Genomic DNA, 15,608 nt, shown 5'->3' with positions numbered 1-15,608 from the left:
ATTTTTAACACATGAAAAAAACATTGACCACCCGCCTTACAGCGCTCGCTCTTGTTACCGTTCTCACTAGCTCTTTCGCTGGTAGTCTAGCATTTGCCGAAACAGCAGCACCCTCTTCCCCCGTCTCAATGAAGTCAGATATGCATCTTGCCATTGATAACGGCGCTGTTGAGGGATACGGGGATACCGACTACCGTGGTGGAAGTGCCGCTACTCGTGCTGAAGTGGTAACAATGATTAACCGTGCTGCCAAGCTGAAAAGTGCAGATCTTGGTTCTGTCACGTTCACGGACCTTGCGAATTGGCAAAAACAAGCGGTTGCGAATGCCGTTGCAGCTAAACTCATTAGCGGCTTTGCTGATGGTACGTTCCATCCGAATGCTCCCGTTACTCGTCAAGAGCTTGCTGAGTTAATTGTTAAAGTCGTAACTGGCGGCCAACTGCCAAAAGTAAACGAGAATGTGTTGAACTACTTCAAAGATTCCTCTTCTATAGTTAAAGAATCTCGCCCTTATGTCGCTTATGCCGTCATCAGCGGAATTTTCACACCTACCCTTGACGGAAACTTCAACCCTACTGCTGAAGTAACGCGTGATGAAGTAGCTAAAGCGCTTAAGCCTATTTTATTTAAAGTAGTTGATATTTTAACGACTAACGATATTCACGGTAAAATCGAAGTGGGCTTCGATAAAAAACGAAATCAAGGTCAAGGCGGTATCGAAACACTCGGCGGTATCGTGACCGATTTCCGTGCTGTAAATCCAAAAGGAACGGTCGTTGTTGACGGTGGTGACGCATGGCAAGGTACGCTGATCTCTAATACAACAAATGGTCAATCCGTATTGGATACGATGGCGCAAGTGGAGTATGATGCCGCGGCTATCGGAAACCATGAGTTCGACTTCGGTCGTGACGTTCTGATCGACAACATTAAGAAAGCAAAATTCCCTATACTCGGGGCTAATATTATTGATGATAAAACGGGTAAACGCGTAGACTGGACACAGCCCTATGTAATTGTTGAAAAAGATGGCCTGAAAATCGGTATCATCGGTTTCGCAACGCCACAAACGACAACGACAACGAAATCAACAAACATTGAGGGCCTTTCCTTTGTAAATCCAGTTCCTATGGCTAAAGAATTATCTGCTGAACTGCGTGCTAAAGGTGTAGACATCATTATGGTTACCTCCCACCTGCCAGGTGAGCAAAACCAAAAGTCCTCTGAAATCATTAGTGAGCTTGCTGATCTTGCACAAGGTACAGGAAACGGTACTCTTGATGCGATCGTTGGTGGTCACTCCCACATGCGCGTTGCCGGCATCGTGAATGGGATCCCTGTTGTTGAGGCTCAAAGCTGGCTATATGCGGTTGGGCACATTCAACTGTTTGTAGACAAATCGACAAAGCAAGTTGTTTCCTCGAACGCAAGCTTGCTTGAAACGTATACAAACCTGACGACTGCTGACGCAGAGATTCACCAAACGGTTGAGGAGTATAAGTCGAAAATTTCGGCGAAATCTGGTGAAGTTGAAGTCGTTGTTGCAGAGCCGCTAAGTCGTAAATCTTTCCGCTTTGCTACCAATGGTGGAGTTGATCGCGACGGCGCATCCCAATTAGGAAACAGCATCACTGATGCCATGCGCGCTTCTGAGAAATCAGATATTGCATTCACTAATATTGGCGGCATTCGCGCTGATGTAGACAAAGGTGAGCTGACATATGGCAAAATGTTTGAAGTGTTCCCTTTCGGCAATTACAACGTGACGGGTACAATGACTGCTGCACAAATCAAAAAGGCACTCGAAGTTACGGACAAGTATACCAATCTTCCGGCTATTCAATTCTCAGGTTTGAAAGTAGAATGGGACAGCACGAAGCCACTCGGTGAAAAATATTCCAAAATCACCCTGGTAGATGGTACTCCAATCTATGTCGATGGCAAGTTGAATACAGATCGCACATTCAAAGTAACAACCAATGATTTCATGGCTACTGGCAGTGGCGATGGCTTTACCGTATTTGGAGAAGTGAAGGATTGGAAGGATGGCGCCATCATGTTGGACGCTTGGGTGAATTACGCCAATTCCCTGAAAGCTGCCGGTAAAGAACTATCTGTACAAGACGATGGTCGCGATGTGCGTTTGGATTTGAAGAAATAAGCTATCATTAATTATTAACCTCATAAAATAAAAAGGACTTTGACCGCATCCAATAATGGATAGGGTCAAAGGTCTTTCTATTTGGTCAGCCATACACGCATCAGGGATAGCAGTTGGCTTAAATTAAGCGGTTTGCTAATATAATCAGAGGCTCCTGCTTGCAAGCAAATGTCCCTGTCCTGTTTCATAGCCTTGGCTGTCAATGCAATAATCGGTACTTTCTCAAATCGGGTATCTTTCCTAATCATTCTCATGGCTTCGTAGCCATCCATAACGGGCATCATGATATCCATAAGTATGAGATCGATGTCTTGATCTTTCTTCATGATCTCCAAACATTCTTGTCCATTATGGGCAACGCTAACTAGTATTCCTTCTTTCTCAAAAGCATTGCTTAGAGCGAACACATTCCGAACGTCATCGTCGACGACAAGTACTTTTCTTCCACTAAAATTGTTCCTCTCTGCTGGATCAGCGGCTTTCTTATAGGCATCCCTAAGAAGAAAATCACTTATCATCGGGGAAGACGCAGCTGCAGCTTCCTTCTGTATGGACTCAGTTTCGTTAAAAACATGCTCCATTGAAGGAACATAAAGCGTAAAGGTACTACCTACTCCCTCTTTGCTTTGCATAATAACCCTACCACCAAGAAGTCGGGCTAATTCACGGCTTATCGATAAACCAAGGCCTGTCCCTCCATATTTACGATTCGTTGTTCCATCCGCCTGGCGAAAAGGCTCAAAGATCAATTGCTGCTTCTCAGGAGATATCCCAATCCCTGTATCTTTTACGGATAAGACCAGAACTTGTCTATGTTTAGCCAATGGCAGAAACTCTCTAATCTGCTCCTCACTGCACATACTCAAATTCACCTGAACGGAGCCCTCATGTGTAAATTTAAAGGCATTCGAAAGTAAATTTTTAATAATTTGGCTTAATCGTTGTTCATCCGTATAGAAAATATCTGGAACCTGTGAATCGCGCACGATGCTGAAAGTGAGATTTTGCTGTTCGGCTACCTTAGCAAATTGACTCCGCAATATATCTGGAAGCTCTGATACATTCATTTCACCGACATGAATATCTAATTTGCCAGCTTCGACTTTGGATAAATCAAGAATATCGTTAATCAGATGCAGAAGATCATTCCCTGAAGAATGAATAACACGGGCGTACTCTTGCTCTTCTTTGGTCAACGAACCCTGTTTAAGAACTGTTTATTTTCTTGCAGCATTTGGGAAAGGATCAGCACACTGTTTAATGGGGTACGAAGTTCGTGTGACATATTTGCCAAAAATTCCGATTTATATCGAGAACTTTGCTGCAGCTGAATCGCATGTTCTTCAAAAGATGCTTTAATATTCTCTAGTTCCCGTGACCTTTCTTCGGCATAACGATTCTGTTCCTCTAACTGTTCATTTGTCATGTGCAGTTCTTCTTGTTGCGTTTGAAGTTCTTCCGTCATGATCTGATATTCTTTTAGAAGCCGCTCAACTTCAACACGCGTTTGCACGCTATGTACAATTGTACCTAATACTTCGAGAATATCTTCAAGCAGCTCAAGCTGCAGCGGAGTAAATTTATCAAAGGAGGCCAGCTCCATGACAGCAATAACTTCATTGTTATGTAGAATGGGTACGATCAGAACACTTTGAGCCTTCGCCGCTCCAAGTCCAGACGATAGGGTAATGTAACTATCTGGTACATTCGTTAGATGAAACATTCGCTTCTCAACCGCACATTGACCAACTAATCCTTCACCCAATTGGAATTGATGAACTCCAATGCCATCACTTCCCCCCATAACCGCATAAGAAGCCAATTTAATCATGGAATCCTTGCCTTCATAGGTAGAACGAAGATAGAGAAGACCGAAAGAAGCATCAAACAGCTCTGCAGCTTTGCTAATAAAGGTTTTCCCGAGCGTTTCCAGGTCCGAAATCCCTTGCAGCATATGAACGACTTCCGTTAATTTTCGCTGCTGCCATTCCATCTCTTCTTGATTCTCAAGCAGAAGATTCGTTGCTTCCGCAAGATCTTTCACCTCATCATTCATGGTAACTTGTATACGTTTAGAACGATCTCTTTTCGATGAACTTAAATTCATAATACTTCTTGTTACTTGTTTAATCGTGCCTACGATAGATCGGGAAATTAATTGTGCAGCCGCTATTGAAAATATAACAACAAGCGCTAACATGACGAATAAAGACATGGTAAGCATCTGATTCTGTGCATCTAAATGCGCCGCTCTTTCCTTGGTAAGTCCCATTTCAACGCTGCGAAATCGATCCAGTTGTGAGCGAATATCATCAATAACTTGCTTCCCAAGTAAAAAATTATAATCAAAATACGTTTCGTTATTAACGTTATTTCTCAGTGAAGATAGGGACTTTCCTCCACTCTGTTGAAGCCATCGTTCGATTGACGCCTTAATGGAAGCAAGATTTTCCTCCTGTATGATATGATCTCGAGTTAGCTCACTGAGACGACTGTAGGATTCCCTCCATTTCGACTCTCCTACGTTGTAGGGTTCTAAATAGCTGAGCACACCCGTAAGTAAATAGCCCCGTTGCCCACTTTCCATATCCATCACATATTTTTCGATACGATTCGTTTCAATATGGACGGCAAAATCATGCTCGATGATATAATTTCTATCTTCCTGCATGGAGATCACTTGATAATTAACTAATACAAATGAAATGGTTAAACAGATAATGATGAACATATACCCAATCATAATCTTGGAACGGATACCAAATCTACTTTTCCTCATCATGCTGCCGTCCTTCCCTTAGTAGAATTCACCTCATTAAATATATTATACTATGTTCCCTAAAAAATGGGATATGGTGATTATATATCCTTTACTACTTTACCGAGTTAATGTATTATTATAGTAACGCAGTAAATCAAACTAATTTAATTAAATAGGAGTGATTATTATGAGTCGGACAATTAAACATATCCGCCCTCGCAGCGTTCTCTCTCGCATGAAACCTTACTCTCCTGGGAAACCCATTTGGGAAGTTCAACGAGAATTAGGAATCGATAAGGTCACCAAGCTTGCTTCGAACGAAAATCCATTAGGCCCTTCACCACTGGCACTAGCTGCCATTCAATCTTATCTGACGGATATCAACCGTTACCCTGACGCCGACACGGTAGACCTCAGGGGGGCAATTGCGGAGAAATTACAGTTTTCTTCTGATGAAGTCCTCGTAACCAATGGGGCGGATGAATTCATTACGCTTATTTCAGAAACATTTTTGGAACCGGGGGATGAAATTATTGTTCCTTCTCCAACTTTTAGCGAATATGAATTCGGGGCTAATTTAATGGGCGCTCTTGTCGTGCAAGTACCGCTTCGCGAAGATTATCGTTATGATGTTGACGATATACTCGCTGCTGTAACAGAACAGACCAAACTGCTTTATATTTGCTCACCTAACAATCCAACAGGCACCTATATGAAGAAACAGGATTTACATCGGCTTATGGATGAGCTCCCTTCCCATGTTCTTGTTATTTTTGACGGGGCTTATAGTCACTTTGTAACGGCGAATGATTATTGTGATGGGTTGGAGCTTGTACGTATGGGCTACCCCATCGTCGTCACACAAACCTTTTCCAAAATATATGGATTGGCTGGTATACGTGTTGGGTATGGCATCGCGTCACCAAGTATTTTGCACAGTATCCGTCAGGTCAAAGAACCATTCAATGTGAATGCATTAGCACAAGTTGGTGCTACTGCGGCGATTAAAGATGATCAGCATCTCGATGCGACTCGTGAGATGAATGCCCGCGGGAGAGAGCAGTTATATGAAAGTTTGCAGGAAATGGGATTTCATTTCACACGCAGTATGAGTAATTTCCTATTGGTTGAGCTTGGGCCGGACGCTAAAAACATCTATGAAAAGCTGATGAATAAAGGAATTATTATCCGTTACGGCGGGGCTTGGAACCTCCCTGAGCATGTGCGGATTTCAATTGGGACGTCAGAAGATCATAGGATATTAACTGAGGCGCTTCACGAAATATTCATTCAGCAAACCTGATTTCATCCCTACAGCTCTAAAACGCCATGAAAAGACAAGCGGAAACCTACCCCGAATTGTTTGTGTGCAATCAAATATGCTACAATACTAACAATTATTGTCTCATGGGGGTAAGCGAAGCGATGCTGAAGGAATTTAAAGATTTTGCATTCAAAGGGAATATGGTAGATTTGGCTGTTGGGGTTATTATCGGGGGAGCTTTCGGGAAAGTCATTACGTCGATTGTGAATGATTTGATTATGCCGCTAGTTGGGCTGCTAATAGGTAAAGTGAAGTTCAATGATCTATTTATTTCATTAAATGGCATTCATTACGATACCCTTAAAGATGCGGCTGCAGCCAGTGCACCTACCTTTAATTACGGTCAATTTATTTCGACCTTCCTGGACTTTCTAATTGTTGCTTTTGTCATTTTCCTTGTTATCAGACAGCTTAGCAAGTTCCGCAAGAAAGAAGAGCCGAAAGAAAAGGTGTTAACATCCAAATCTTGCCCGCACTGCTTGTCCGAAATTCCCGTACAAGCTACACGCTGTAAGTTCTGTACTTCAGAACTGTCATCAGGTACTGCTGTGACTGGGAGCATTCAATAGGTATGTTAAAAGCCCGAATCATTTTAGTGATTCGGGCTTTTTTGTTCTTAAATCAGCGATCTCGCCTTGCTCGAAAGCGTTTGTCTGAAGCAGGTCGAGCAGCTGCCTCGCAGTCGCTTCGGGTGATTGCAGCTCGCCCTGCTCTTTGAGCTGTACGAACCGGCTCACCTGCGGGAAGTCCACTTCTGCAGCAGCGCGAATCTCCCGCTGCATATCCGTGTCAACCACACCCGGCGCGATGGAGTAAATCTCCACCGGGTGCGGTTGGTTCGTCTGCTCGACGCTTATGCAGCGCGTCAGCATATCGAGCCCGGCTTTGGCGGTGCAGTAGGCACCCCAGCCGGGGTAGGGTTTCTTCCCCGCGCCCGAGGAGATGATGGCGACCCGCTTCATGATCGGCCACGCCTGCGTGAGCCGAATGAAGCTGTTCGTCAGCAGCGTGGGCGCGATGAGATTAACCTGCAGGCTGCGCTGCAGGTCGTCATGGTCTGCTCGGCCGATCGACGTCATCGGCTCGAGCATGCCAGCATTATTGATGAGCGTGATGGAATCCGCTCCATCGACCGTGCTGAGGATTCGCTCCATGAGCGAATCCAAGCCTTGCGTGTCCGCCAAGTCGTAAGCGTGGAAGGTAAGTGTACCTTCCGCGCGCAGCGCCTCTTGGCGCAAAGCATTACTGTCGCTGCGGGAAATGCAGTGAATCGCAGCTCCCTGTTGTAGAAGCTGCCGGATGATCGCAGCGCCGAGTCCTTTTGAACCGCCTGTGATGATATAAATGTCCATTACGGCACCTTTACAACAAAAGGAACGGTTATCACTTGACCATCCCTTTGAAATTCGCCCCAAATTTTATAAATACCACTTTTGGGAAATGACGTCTTAAATTTGGCTTCTGGCCCTGATGATTTCTCATCTACAGGATGTACATGCAGATATTGGTCTGCTTTCTCATCAAGAATAACCACATGCCCTACTGCACCTAAATAGGGCTGCAGATTGGTTATTGGAGCTTTCGTAGCAGCATCCTTGAAGGTATAGGTCAAATCCAGATCCATTCCCGCCATGAGATGATCAGCCGCTAGTGATATCTCCATACCATTCACCGTTGCGGTAAGCTTGCTGTCTGGCTGCAGGGCAATGGCTGGCGCAGCCTCTCCACCTGCTTTAACGACGTGACTCTTGACTATTTGTGCTTGCCCGCTAGGTTTAAAATCAGCGAACAACTTATAGTCGCCACCTGCAGGAAACGCTGCACGAATCGTGAACAGTCCCTTACCTTGATAGGTCGGGTGAATGTGCTTGTAGTAGGAAAGATCTTGGCTAACAAGAATCAGATGCATCTTTTTCTCATGGTTCAGTTCAAAATCATCCACTGATTTCCCGTCTTTATCAAGGATCTGTATCGTCATCTCAGTCTCTTTTTTAGCTTGAACAGGGTCAGGGGCAAGCTTAAATATAGCCTGAATTCCTTCTTTATCCGCTGATTCACCACTGCCATGGCCAGCATGTTCCTGCTCTTTATTTTCGGAATGAGCGGAGTGCTCCGTAGTTGTTGCTTTACCACAAGCACTCAATAAGAGAGCCGCCGTGAGGAGAATTACGCCTATTTTCTTCATTATTGCACCACGTCGTAGCCTTGCTCTTCGATCGCCTCTTTGATCGCTTCCACGCTAAGCTTACTTTCATCGAACTGTACTTCGACTTCTTTGTTAGCCAGATTCACTTTGCCTTCTGCACCCAGCTCCTTCATCGCTTTCTCAACCGAATTCACACAGTGATTGCAGGACATTCCTTCAACTTTCAAAATAATAGTAGACATTTTCAACACTCCTTTATGGGGTTAATTATTTCATTAGGGTATTCATGTTTTGAGCAGTTCATCCACAACGGCCATGTCGCCTTCTTGAATACCACTATTATTTTTATAGTATACCCCCCTACCCTATATTGTCAAGTCTCATTAATAAAAAAAGAACCCGCTGCCTGATCGCAACGAATTCTTCTCTCATTAGGCTATTAGTTGAGCACGCCCAAACTACTCATTTCCTCTTCCATCTCTCGTCTTAGCGACAGCTTATCATCATCTTCCATAAACGCGGCATCTACGCCATTCATGATCAGCTTAACCAGCTCCGGTGTCGTAAAGCCAAAGCGATCCGCGAGCACCCGGTATTCATTGGTAATGTTCGTACCCGATACGCTGGGGTTATCTGTATTAATCGTCACGACCAGCCCTTGCTCCAAATATTCGCGAATCGGGTAGGCTTCCCAACCGGAAACGGCCTTCGTTTGGATGTTGCTGATCGGGCACATTTCGAGCGGGATGCGGCGATCCTTGACCATTTCCAATATGGACCTGTTCTCCTTCAATCTAACACCGTGCCCAATTCGAACAGCACCGAGGTTCGTAACGGCTTCAAACACGTTGATCGCTCCCGCTGCTTCACCAGCATGGATGGTGATTGGAATACCAAGTCTTCCTGACTCCGCAAAAACCTCCCGGAAACATTCCGGCGGATACGACGCCTCATCACCGGCTAAGTCGACAGCGACTAAGCCTTTCCCTACATACTTAGCAGCCGCTTCGATCACCTCTAAGTTGCTTTCGCAAGAATGATTTCTCATACAGATCGCAATGACGCCGACTCTCACACCGAAATCACGCTGCCCCCGCTTCATTCCCTCGACCACATGATGAATCGTTTCCTCAACCGTCAAACCGTTGTTCCGGTGTAGCTGCGGTGCAAAACGAACTTCCACATATCTGCAATTATGCTCAGCAGACTGTTCGACGACCTCATAAGCAACCCGCTCCAAAGCTTCAGCAGATTGTAAAAACTGTGTAGTAAAATCAAATTTGCTTAGATATTCAATGAGACTTCCGCACTCCTCACCTACACGCATATGTGGAATGAGTCCATCTGTATCATAAACAGGAAGTTCAATGCCTTGCCTACGAGCGAGATCCAGAATCGTCTCTGGCTTCACACTTCCATCCAAGTGCAAGTGAAGATCAACCTTGGGTAATCTCGCTAATAGATCGTTAGTACGCATGTTATTCATCTTCCATCTCTCCTTTTCTTTTAATCTCGTAACGCGCTTTTAAAGAATTTTAATAACTTTACTCGAATGTCATGATTATGTCAATATATATGACAAATATTTCGTTTTATTAATATATGCGTTAGGTATGGTGACATTGCATGAAATTCTCGAAATAAAAAAAGATCCACTTCAGGGTCATTCATCCCCCTCTGTGGATCTCCTATATCATTTTTCCTTACGATGAATCACTTTCAAAGCTTCCCTTACGCTTAGCGGCGAAAGCTCCGTACTTGCAACGAAAGACTGTACGGCCGCAGCGTCTGTCTTCGAATACTCACGAAGCGCCCACCCTATTGCTTTGCGGATGAAGAATTCCTTTGAATCGGCCATGCGTTTGATACAGCTAAACAGAAGCGGTACATCCGTCCGTTGTTTATACTTTAGTTGGAACAATATCGCTGTTCTTTGCAGCCACATATGATCCGAAGCTAGCCACTTATCCACATAGGATGGAATCAACTCAGGAAACCTCTGCAAATGAAAGCCGATTAAGTGATCAGCGATCATATCCACGGTGTCCCACCACGATTTTGTCACAACGAAATGCTCCAAGACATCGATATGCTCCCGTTCAGCGGTTTTTCGCAGCCCTGTAAGGACCAATAATGCCGTGTAGGCAAACTCGCGCTCCGACAATTCCCAGAGCTCTTTGGCAACTTTGACCCCCTCCTCACCTTTAGGGATGCCATGTTCCTTCGTGAACTTCTTGGTCAATGCTACTCGCGCTGGATTTCGGATCCCGAGAAATGAGAAATGATTCTTCATGTAGGCTTCCATACTTGGTGCATTTGCCGTGTCACGGTGCGCTCTTAGCCAAGCTTCCAGCTTGTCCGTATAAGGGGATGCCATCGGTTACGTACCTCCTTTTTAACCTATCGGCTATATGCTTTATTGTAGCAATTCCAAAGTAATTCGGGTATGCTTATAGCAGAATTTTTGCTATAGACTACATATCGGAGGAGAGAACTACATGACTTACAAACTAGTTGCCGCTGACTTAGATGATACGCTGCTGCGTGATGATCTAACCATCTCACAAGAAACTATTGATGCTATGCACCAGGCTGTTGCCAAAGGCGTAACCGTAACGATTGCAACGGGAAGAAGCTTCCCATCCGCCGCCAAGATTGCCAACCAGATCGGACTTAATGTTCCGATTATCACCTATCAAGGCGCTTTAATCAAAAATCTACTTGATGAGGAAGTCCTCTACGAGCGTACAGTCCCTGTTGAAAGCGCCCGCCTCCTGCTCGATTTCTGCGAAAAGCGCGACCTTCATCTACAGCTTTACCATGGAGATCAGCTTTATGCTGGTGAAGATAACGAAAAGATTAAAGCCTACGTGCGTCTTTCCAAGACGCCTTATATCATTGGTGATCTGCGCCAATGGATTGACATCCCTCAGCCTAAGATGCTTATCGTAGATACACCGGAAGTTTGCGACCAACTGCGCGAAGAGCTGCTGCCTCTGCTGGGAGATAAGCTGCACATTACGAAGTCCAAACCGCACTACTTGGAATTCATGCATAAGGAAGGTACCAAAGGACATGCGATTACTTTCCTTGCCGAGCATATCGGCTGCTCCTTAGATGACGTTATTGCTCTGGGCGATGCTTGGAATGATCGTGAAATGCTGGAAGTCGCTGGACTTGGCGTCGCCATGGACAATGCGCTGCCGCAGCTCAAGGAGCTGGCGAACTACGTGACGAAGAGCAATAACGACGATGGCGTTAGACATGTTATTGAAAAGTTTATTTTGAATACGTAAGAGTACCTAAAAGTACGCAAGAGCTAAACCGATTCCATCTGCATGGTTCACATGTGCAGGAGTCGGTTTTTTATTTGCAATCGCTTGTTTTTTGGACATATCCTGTCCCTCCGGCTTATATATTACAATAGAATCAGACCATCTCCGGAGGTGTTTCCACATGGGAATTTTTCCATTAACGCTGCGCTCTCTCTTTGAACGTTCACAAACCTTGTTCCCCAAAAAAGAGGTTGTTTCACGTACAAGCACCGGCATCCATCGATATACGTATGCCGATTTCAGGAGACGTGCGAAGCAGTTATCCAGCTCCCTGCAAGCATTCGGTGTGAAGCCCGGCGATCGGGTTGCTACTTTTGCCTGGAATCACCACTGGCATCTAGAGGCTTATTTCGCCATGCGGAAGACCGTTTTCTCTTCGTCGATGAGACCTTACTCCCTATCATAGAGAAAATTCAGGATCAACTTACGACGATAGAGGGCTATATTTTGATGACGGACAAAAAGGAATTGCCTCCTACTTCTTTACATCCCGTCTATTTATATGAGAACATGATAGAAGGCGGCGACCCTCAGTATACATACACTGCCGACATTAATGAAAGCGCTCCCGCAGGCATCTGTTATACATCTGCGACAACGGGCAATCCCAAGGGTGTGGTGTATTCTCATCGCGGGATCTACTTGCATTCCCTCTCCATTGGTCTAGCGGATACAGCAGGAATCGTTCCAGGACGGTTGGTTCTATAGCGGAGATATCGCGGTTATTGACAGTGAAGGATTTGTGAAGCTGGTGGACAGGGCCAAGGATCTGGTCAAAAGCGGCGGGGAATGGATTTCGTCTCTCGACTTAGAGAACGCATTAATGGCACATCCGGATGTGTTCGAGGCTTGTGTCATCGGTGTGCCGCATCCCAAATGGGATGAAAGGCCTCTCGCCTTCGTTGTTCTGAAAGACGCGCTGCGTTACAAACGGATGACGACAAAGAAGTTTTACTAACCTTTTTGGCAAACAAATTCACGAAGTGGTGGATTCCGGACGATATGATGTTCCTCAACGAAATACCTAAATCGTCGGTCGGTAAATTTATGAAACGCGAGCTTCGCGAGCAGTATCAAACCTATTTTACAGGAGACTAGATAGCAATGAATAATTTTGAATTAGAGGGCTTCCGCTTTTTTACACCAACGAAAGTTCGTTTCTGTGAAACCGATGCGAACGGACACCTTAGTCACCTTTCTTCTGTCATTTACATGGAGCAAGCCCGCTGTGAGTATATGAACGGTTTGGGTTTATTTTTTGCAAATTCGGATGGTAATCTGGCTGGTAAAACCTTCTTTCTCGTCAGCCAAAGTGTCGAATACAAGTCTCAAGCGCATTTTAACGATAACCTCGATATTTATATGAAAGTGAGCCGGATCGGCATTTCATCGATTGAAACTCAGTATGCCATTGTTAAGCGGGAGAATAAGCAGCTTGTGAGCTTCGCTACCAGCACCGGCGTCTATGTCGATGTTCATACACAAAAAGGCACCCCGCTCCCAGAAGATTTAGCAAGCCGTATCGAGCAATTCGAAACTTCGTTCCTAGGGTAGCAGCAATAGAGCAGCATTTACAGCATTAATTATTAGCAGCGTAAATTGATGATGAAAGGCGCGATGGATATGTTCGATGCAACCTTGCTGAAGGATAAAGTCATTCTTATTACAGGTGGCGGTACCGGTCTGGGCCGTGCTATGGGCGAGAAATTTCTGACTTTGGGGGCAAAACTAGCGATAACCAGCCGACGCGAGGAGGTACTCGCTAAAGCGGCTGCCGAAATGGGCAGTGATGGCAAAGAAGTATTCTACAAAAGCTGTGATGTGCGTGACCCGCTTCAAGTTGCCGAAATGGTAGCCGCCGTGGAACATCACTATGGCCGTATTGATGTACTGATTAATAATGCAGCCGGCAACTTCGCCAGCCCGACAGAAAGTTTATCTCCGCGTGCTGTGGATGCGGTGCTGGATATCGTCCTTCATGGAACGTTCTATACCACGTTAGAAGTGGGCAAAAGATGGATCGAGCAAGGCGTCGGCGGTACGATGCTGAACATCGTCACCTCTTACGCCTCCACCGGCTCGGCCTTCGTTGTACCGTCGGCTGCGGCCAAGGCCGGCGTGCTTGCGCTGACGCGCTCACTTGCCGTCGAGTGGGCGCGTCACGGCATCCGGCAAGTCGCTATCGCGCCGGGACTCTTCCCAACTGACGGCGCGTGGACCCGACTGGCTCCGACGCCCGAGCTGTCGGAGAAGCTCTTGAACCGCGTGCCGCTGCGGCGGGTCGGTGAGAAGGATGAGCTCGCGAACCTTGCAGCTTATCTGATTTCGGACTACGCCGCGTACATTAACGGCGAAGTGGTCACAATCGACGGCGGCGAATGGCTGCAGGGCGCCGGACAGTTCAACGACCTGCTCGAGGTGACCGAGGAGCAGTGGATTGGGCTTGCGGAGATGACACGCAAGGGCAAGTCGTGATTTTAGGTACGCTTATTTGCTTACTTATTTGCGTAATGTTGTATTTTGCACAACATTACGCAAGTTAATCCACGTTTTCCCCGTGAATGTTGCAGAGTTAACACAACAATTCTAGCCAAAAAGTAGCTTTCTAGCATAAAAAAGGCTTCATTGTTGCACGTTATGCAACATCTTCTGCTTGCCCAGTGAGAAATCAAGGAAATTGTTGTACGATGTACAACTCTATTTCCCGACCTGGTTCCCTCTGTTTTCTCTGTTTACCTGTACCTAATCTCCCTACTTCTTCTCTTCTTTTTCTCGAAATACCCCACAAAAAAAGATCCTGGTCGGCAAGATGAACTTGCGTCGGGATCTTTTGTGCTTCAATCAAGCGGATTGATTAGAACAAACCAAATTCCTACCAGATGATTTGGCTGTTTTAACACCGTATCGCCATTTGGAATCCAAGGATAGTGATTTTATTTATTCACACCATTAATTATTGGTTTTAGACTGCTGTATATAGTATAAGACTTGTTCTATATCCAAACTTATCCTTTGACAGCACCAGCCGTCATTCCCTTCATAATCTGCTCCTGGAACAGCAAGAACACGATAATGGTTGGCAGTACGGCAATGGCAAGTGCAGCCATCGTCAATTCGTAATCGGTCATATACCCTGTAGCAAAAGCAGATAAACTCAGCGGAACCGTCTTAAGCGCAGGCTTGCTGATAAAGACTAGTGCGAACGCAAAATCATTCCAAAAACGTAAAAATCCTAAAATCGCAACCGTAGAGAGCGCTGGCAAGCTAAGCGGAAGCATCATTTTAAAGAAAATACCCCAATAGCCCGTACCGTCGATTAACGCTGCTTCCTCAATTTCTTTGGGAATCGTAATTAAATAAGCCGCAATGACGAAGATGGCTAATGGCAGTTCAAAGGCCACATAAGGTAAAATGAGTGCGCCGTATGAGTTCAGCAGGCCGATTTTTTTCATAATAATAAATAGAGGTACGAGTGTACTATGGATCGGAATGAGCATTCCGAGTAGGAATAAACCCATGAAAAATGGTTTCCATTTAAATTCAAACCGCGACAAAACAAAGGCTGCCAGTGCTCCAATGACTAGGGTCAGCACGAGCGAGGCCACCGTCACTACGGTAGAGTTCCAGAGCGAGAGACCCATACCCGATACTTTCCATGCTCGAACGATATTGTCCCATTTCCAAACAGTCGGCAGTAAAAAGGGCCGCGAATGAAATTCCTCATTGGACTTTAAAGCACTCATAAATAACCAAATTAACGGGTAAAGCGTAACAAGTGCGTACAGGGTCAAACAGACGTTGATGACACCGCGCGCCCACCCTCTTCGCTTCTTACCTCCAGCGGGAAAACCCGTCTGCATCGATACAACCTGCTCCATAG

14 protein-coding genes and 1 pseudogene are annotated in these 15,608 nt (G+C 45.5%); 7 read left to right on the top strand and 8 right to left on the bottom strand.

Annotation, left to right across the window (positions count from 1 at the left end):
* The first annotated feature begins 11 nt into the window (after positions 1-11).
* Entirely contained in the window at positions 12-2,162 is a 2,151-nt protein-coding gene (locus tag QFZ78_RS27460; RefSeq protein ID WP_307552238.1) for a 5'-nucleotidase C-terminal domain-containing protein, read from the top strand.
* A 77-nt stretch (positions 2,163-2,239) separates the two neighbouring features.
* Here QFZ78_RS27460 and QFZ78_RS27455 read toward each other — a convergent pair whose 3' ends face one another.
* Together QFZ78_RS27455 and QFZ78_RS27450 are read right to left on the bottom strand one after the other, a co-directional pair.
* The gene (locus QFZ78_RS27455) at positions 2,240-3,358 is read right to left on the bottom strand and encodes a response regulator (protein ID WP_307552237.1); all 1,119 of its coding nucleotides are present in this window, start codon (positions 3,356-3,358) and stop codon (positions 2,240-2,242) included.
* The gene (locus tag QFZ78_RS27450; protein WP_307552236.1) at positions 3,355-4,944 is read right to left on the bottom strand and encodes a CHASE3 domain-containing protein; all 1,590 of its coding nucleotides are present in this window, start codon (positions 4,942-4,944) and stop codon (positions 3,355-3,357) included. Before QFZ78_RS27450 ends, QFZ78_RS27455 begins: the two co-directional genes overlap by 4 nt.
* A gap of 166 nt (positions 4,945-5,110) precedes the next feature.
* On the opposite strand from QFZ78_RS27450, the gene hisC reads away from it, so the two are divergent.
* Both hisC and mscL read left to right on the top strand, forming a co-directional pair.
* Positions 5,111-6,226, top strand: a complete 1,116-nt coding sequence (gene hisC / locus QFZ78_RS27445) for a histidinol-phosphate transaminase (RefSeq protein WP_307552235.1) — start codon at positions 5,111-5,113, stop codon at positions 6,224-6,226.
* Positions 6,227-6,348: 122 nt separating this feature from the next.
* Positions 6,349-6,816 (top strand): large conductance mechanosensitive channel protein MscL, encoded by a 468-nt coding sequence (gene mscL, locus QFZ78_RS27440; RefSeq protein ID WP_307552233.1) that lies wholly within the window; start codon positions 6,349-6,351, stop codon positions 6,814-6,816.
* Positions 6,817-6,834: 18 nt separating this feature from the next.
* Here the strand turns inward: mscL and QFZ78_RS27435 are convergent, their stop codons facing one another.
* The 5 genes from QFZ78_RS27435 to QFZ78_RS27415 form a co-directional block, all read right to left on the bottom strand.
* The gene (locus QFZ78_RS27435) at positions 6,835-7,599 is read right to left on the bottom strand and encodes a (S)-benzoin forming benzil reductase (protein WP_307552231.1); all 765 of its coding nucleotides are present in this window, start codon (positions 7,597-7,599) and stop codon (positions 6,835-6,837) included.
* Positions 7,599-8,432 (bottom strand): hypothetical protein, encoded by an 834-nt coding sequence (locus QFZ78_RS27430; RefSeq protein WP_307552229.1) that lies wholly within the window; start codon positions 8,430-8,432, stop codon positions 7,599-7,601. The genes QFZ78_RS27435 and QFZ78_RS27430 overlap by 1 nt, the downstream gene beginning before the upstream one ends.
* Positions 8,432-8,635 (bottom strand): copper ion binding protein, encoded by a 204-nt coding sequence (locus QFZ78_RS27425; protein WP_307552226.1) that lies wholly within the window; start codon positions 8,633-8,635, stop codon positions 8,432-8,434. Before QFZ78_RS27425 ends, QFZ78_RS27430 begins: the two co-directional genes overlap by 1 nt.
* Before the next feature lie 197 nt (positions 8,636-8,832).
* Positions 8,833-9,879, bottom strand: a complete 1,047-nt coding sequence (gene add, locus QFZ78_RS27420) for an adenosine deaminase (protein ID WP_307552224.1) — start codon at positions 9,877-9,879, stop codon at positions 8,833-8,835.
* 207 nt (positions 9,880-10,086) lie between these two features.
* Positions 10,087-10,770 carry a DNA alkylation repair protein gene (locus QFZ78_RS27415; protein WP_307552223.1) on the bottom strand — a complete coding sequence of 228 codons (684 nt, stop codon included), beginning with the start codon at positions 10,768-10,770 and terminating at the stop codon, positions 10,087-10,089.
* Positions 10,771-10,891: 121 nt separating this feature from the next.
* Here QFZ78_RS27415 and QFZ78_RS27410 point away from each other — a divergent pair, with 121 nt between their 5' ends.
* The 4 genes and pseudogenes from QFZ78_RS27410 (at position 10,892) to QFZ78_RS27395 (ending at position 14,203) form a co-directional block, all read left to right on the top strand.
* Positions 10,892-11,689 carry a Cof-type HAD-IIB family hydrolase gene (locus tag QFZ78_RS27410; protein ID WP_307552221.1) on the top strand — a complete coding sequence of 266 codons (798 nt, stop codon included), beginning with the start codon at positions 10,892-10,894 and terminating at the stop codon, positions 11,687-11,689.
* A gap of 160 nt (positions 11,690-11,849) precedes the next feature.
* Positions 11,850-12,826, top strand: a pseudogene (locus QFZ78_RS27405) (AMP-binding protein).
* Between the two features lie 6 nt (positions 12,827-12,832).
* Positions 12,833-13,282 (top strand): acyl-CoA thioesterase, encoded by a 450-nt coding sequence (locus tag QFZ78_RS27400; protein ID WP_307552219.1) that lies wholly within the window; start codon positions 12,833-12,835, stop codon positions 13,280-13,282.
* Positions 13,283-13,351: 69 nt separating this feature from the next.
* Positions 13,352-14,203, top strand: coding sequence for an SDR family oxidoreductase (locus QFZ78_RS27395; protein WP_307555927.1), 852 nt, complete (start codon positions 13,352-13,354; stop codon positions 14,201-14,203).
* 530 nt (positions 14,204-14,733) lie between these two features.
* On the opposite strand, the gene QFZ78_RS27390 is transcribed toward QFZ78_RS27395, so the two are convergent.
* Positions 14,734-15,606, bottom strand: a complete 873-nt coding sequence (locus QFZ78_RS27390) for a carbohydrate ABC transporter permease (RefSeq protein ID WP_307552218.1) — start codon at positions 15,604-15,606, stop codon at positions 14,734-14,736.
* Between the last annotated feature and the right edge of the window lie 2 nt (positions 15,607-15,608).

The sequence above is a fragment of the Paenibacillus sp. V4I5 genome, from assembly GCF_030817255.1.
In the GTDB taxonomy this organism is placed as follows: Bacteria; Bacillota; Bacilli; order Paenibacillales; family NBRC-103111; genus Paenibacillus_E.
This window is presented reverse-complemented; position numbering and strand designations above follow the sequence as displayed.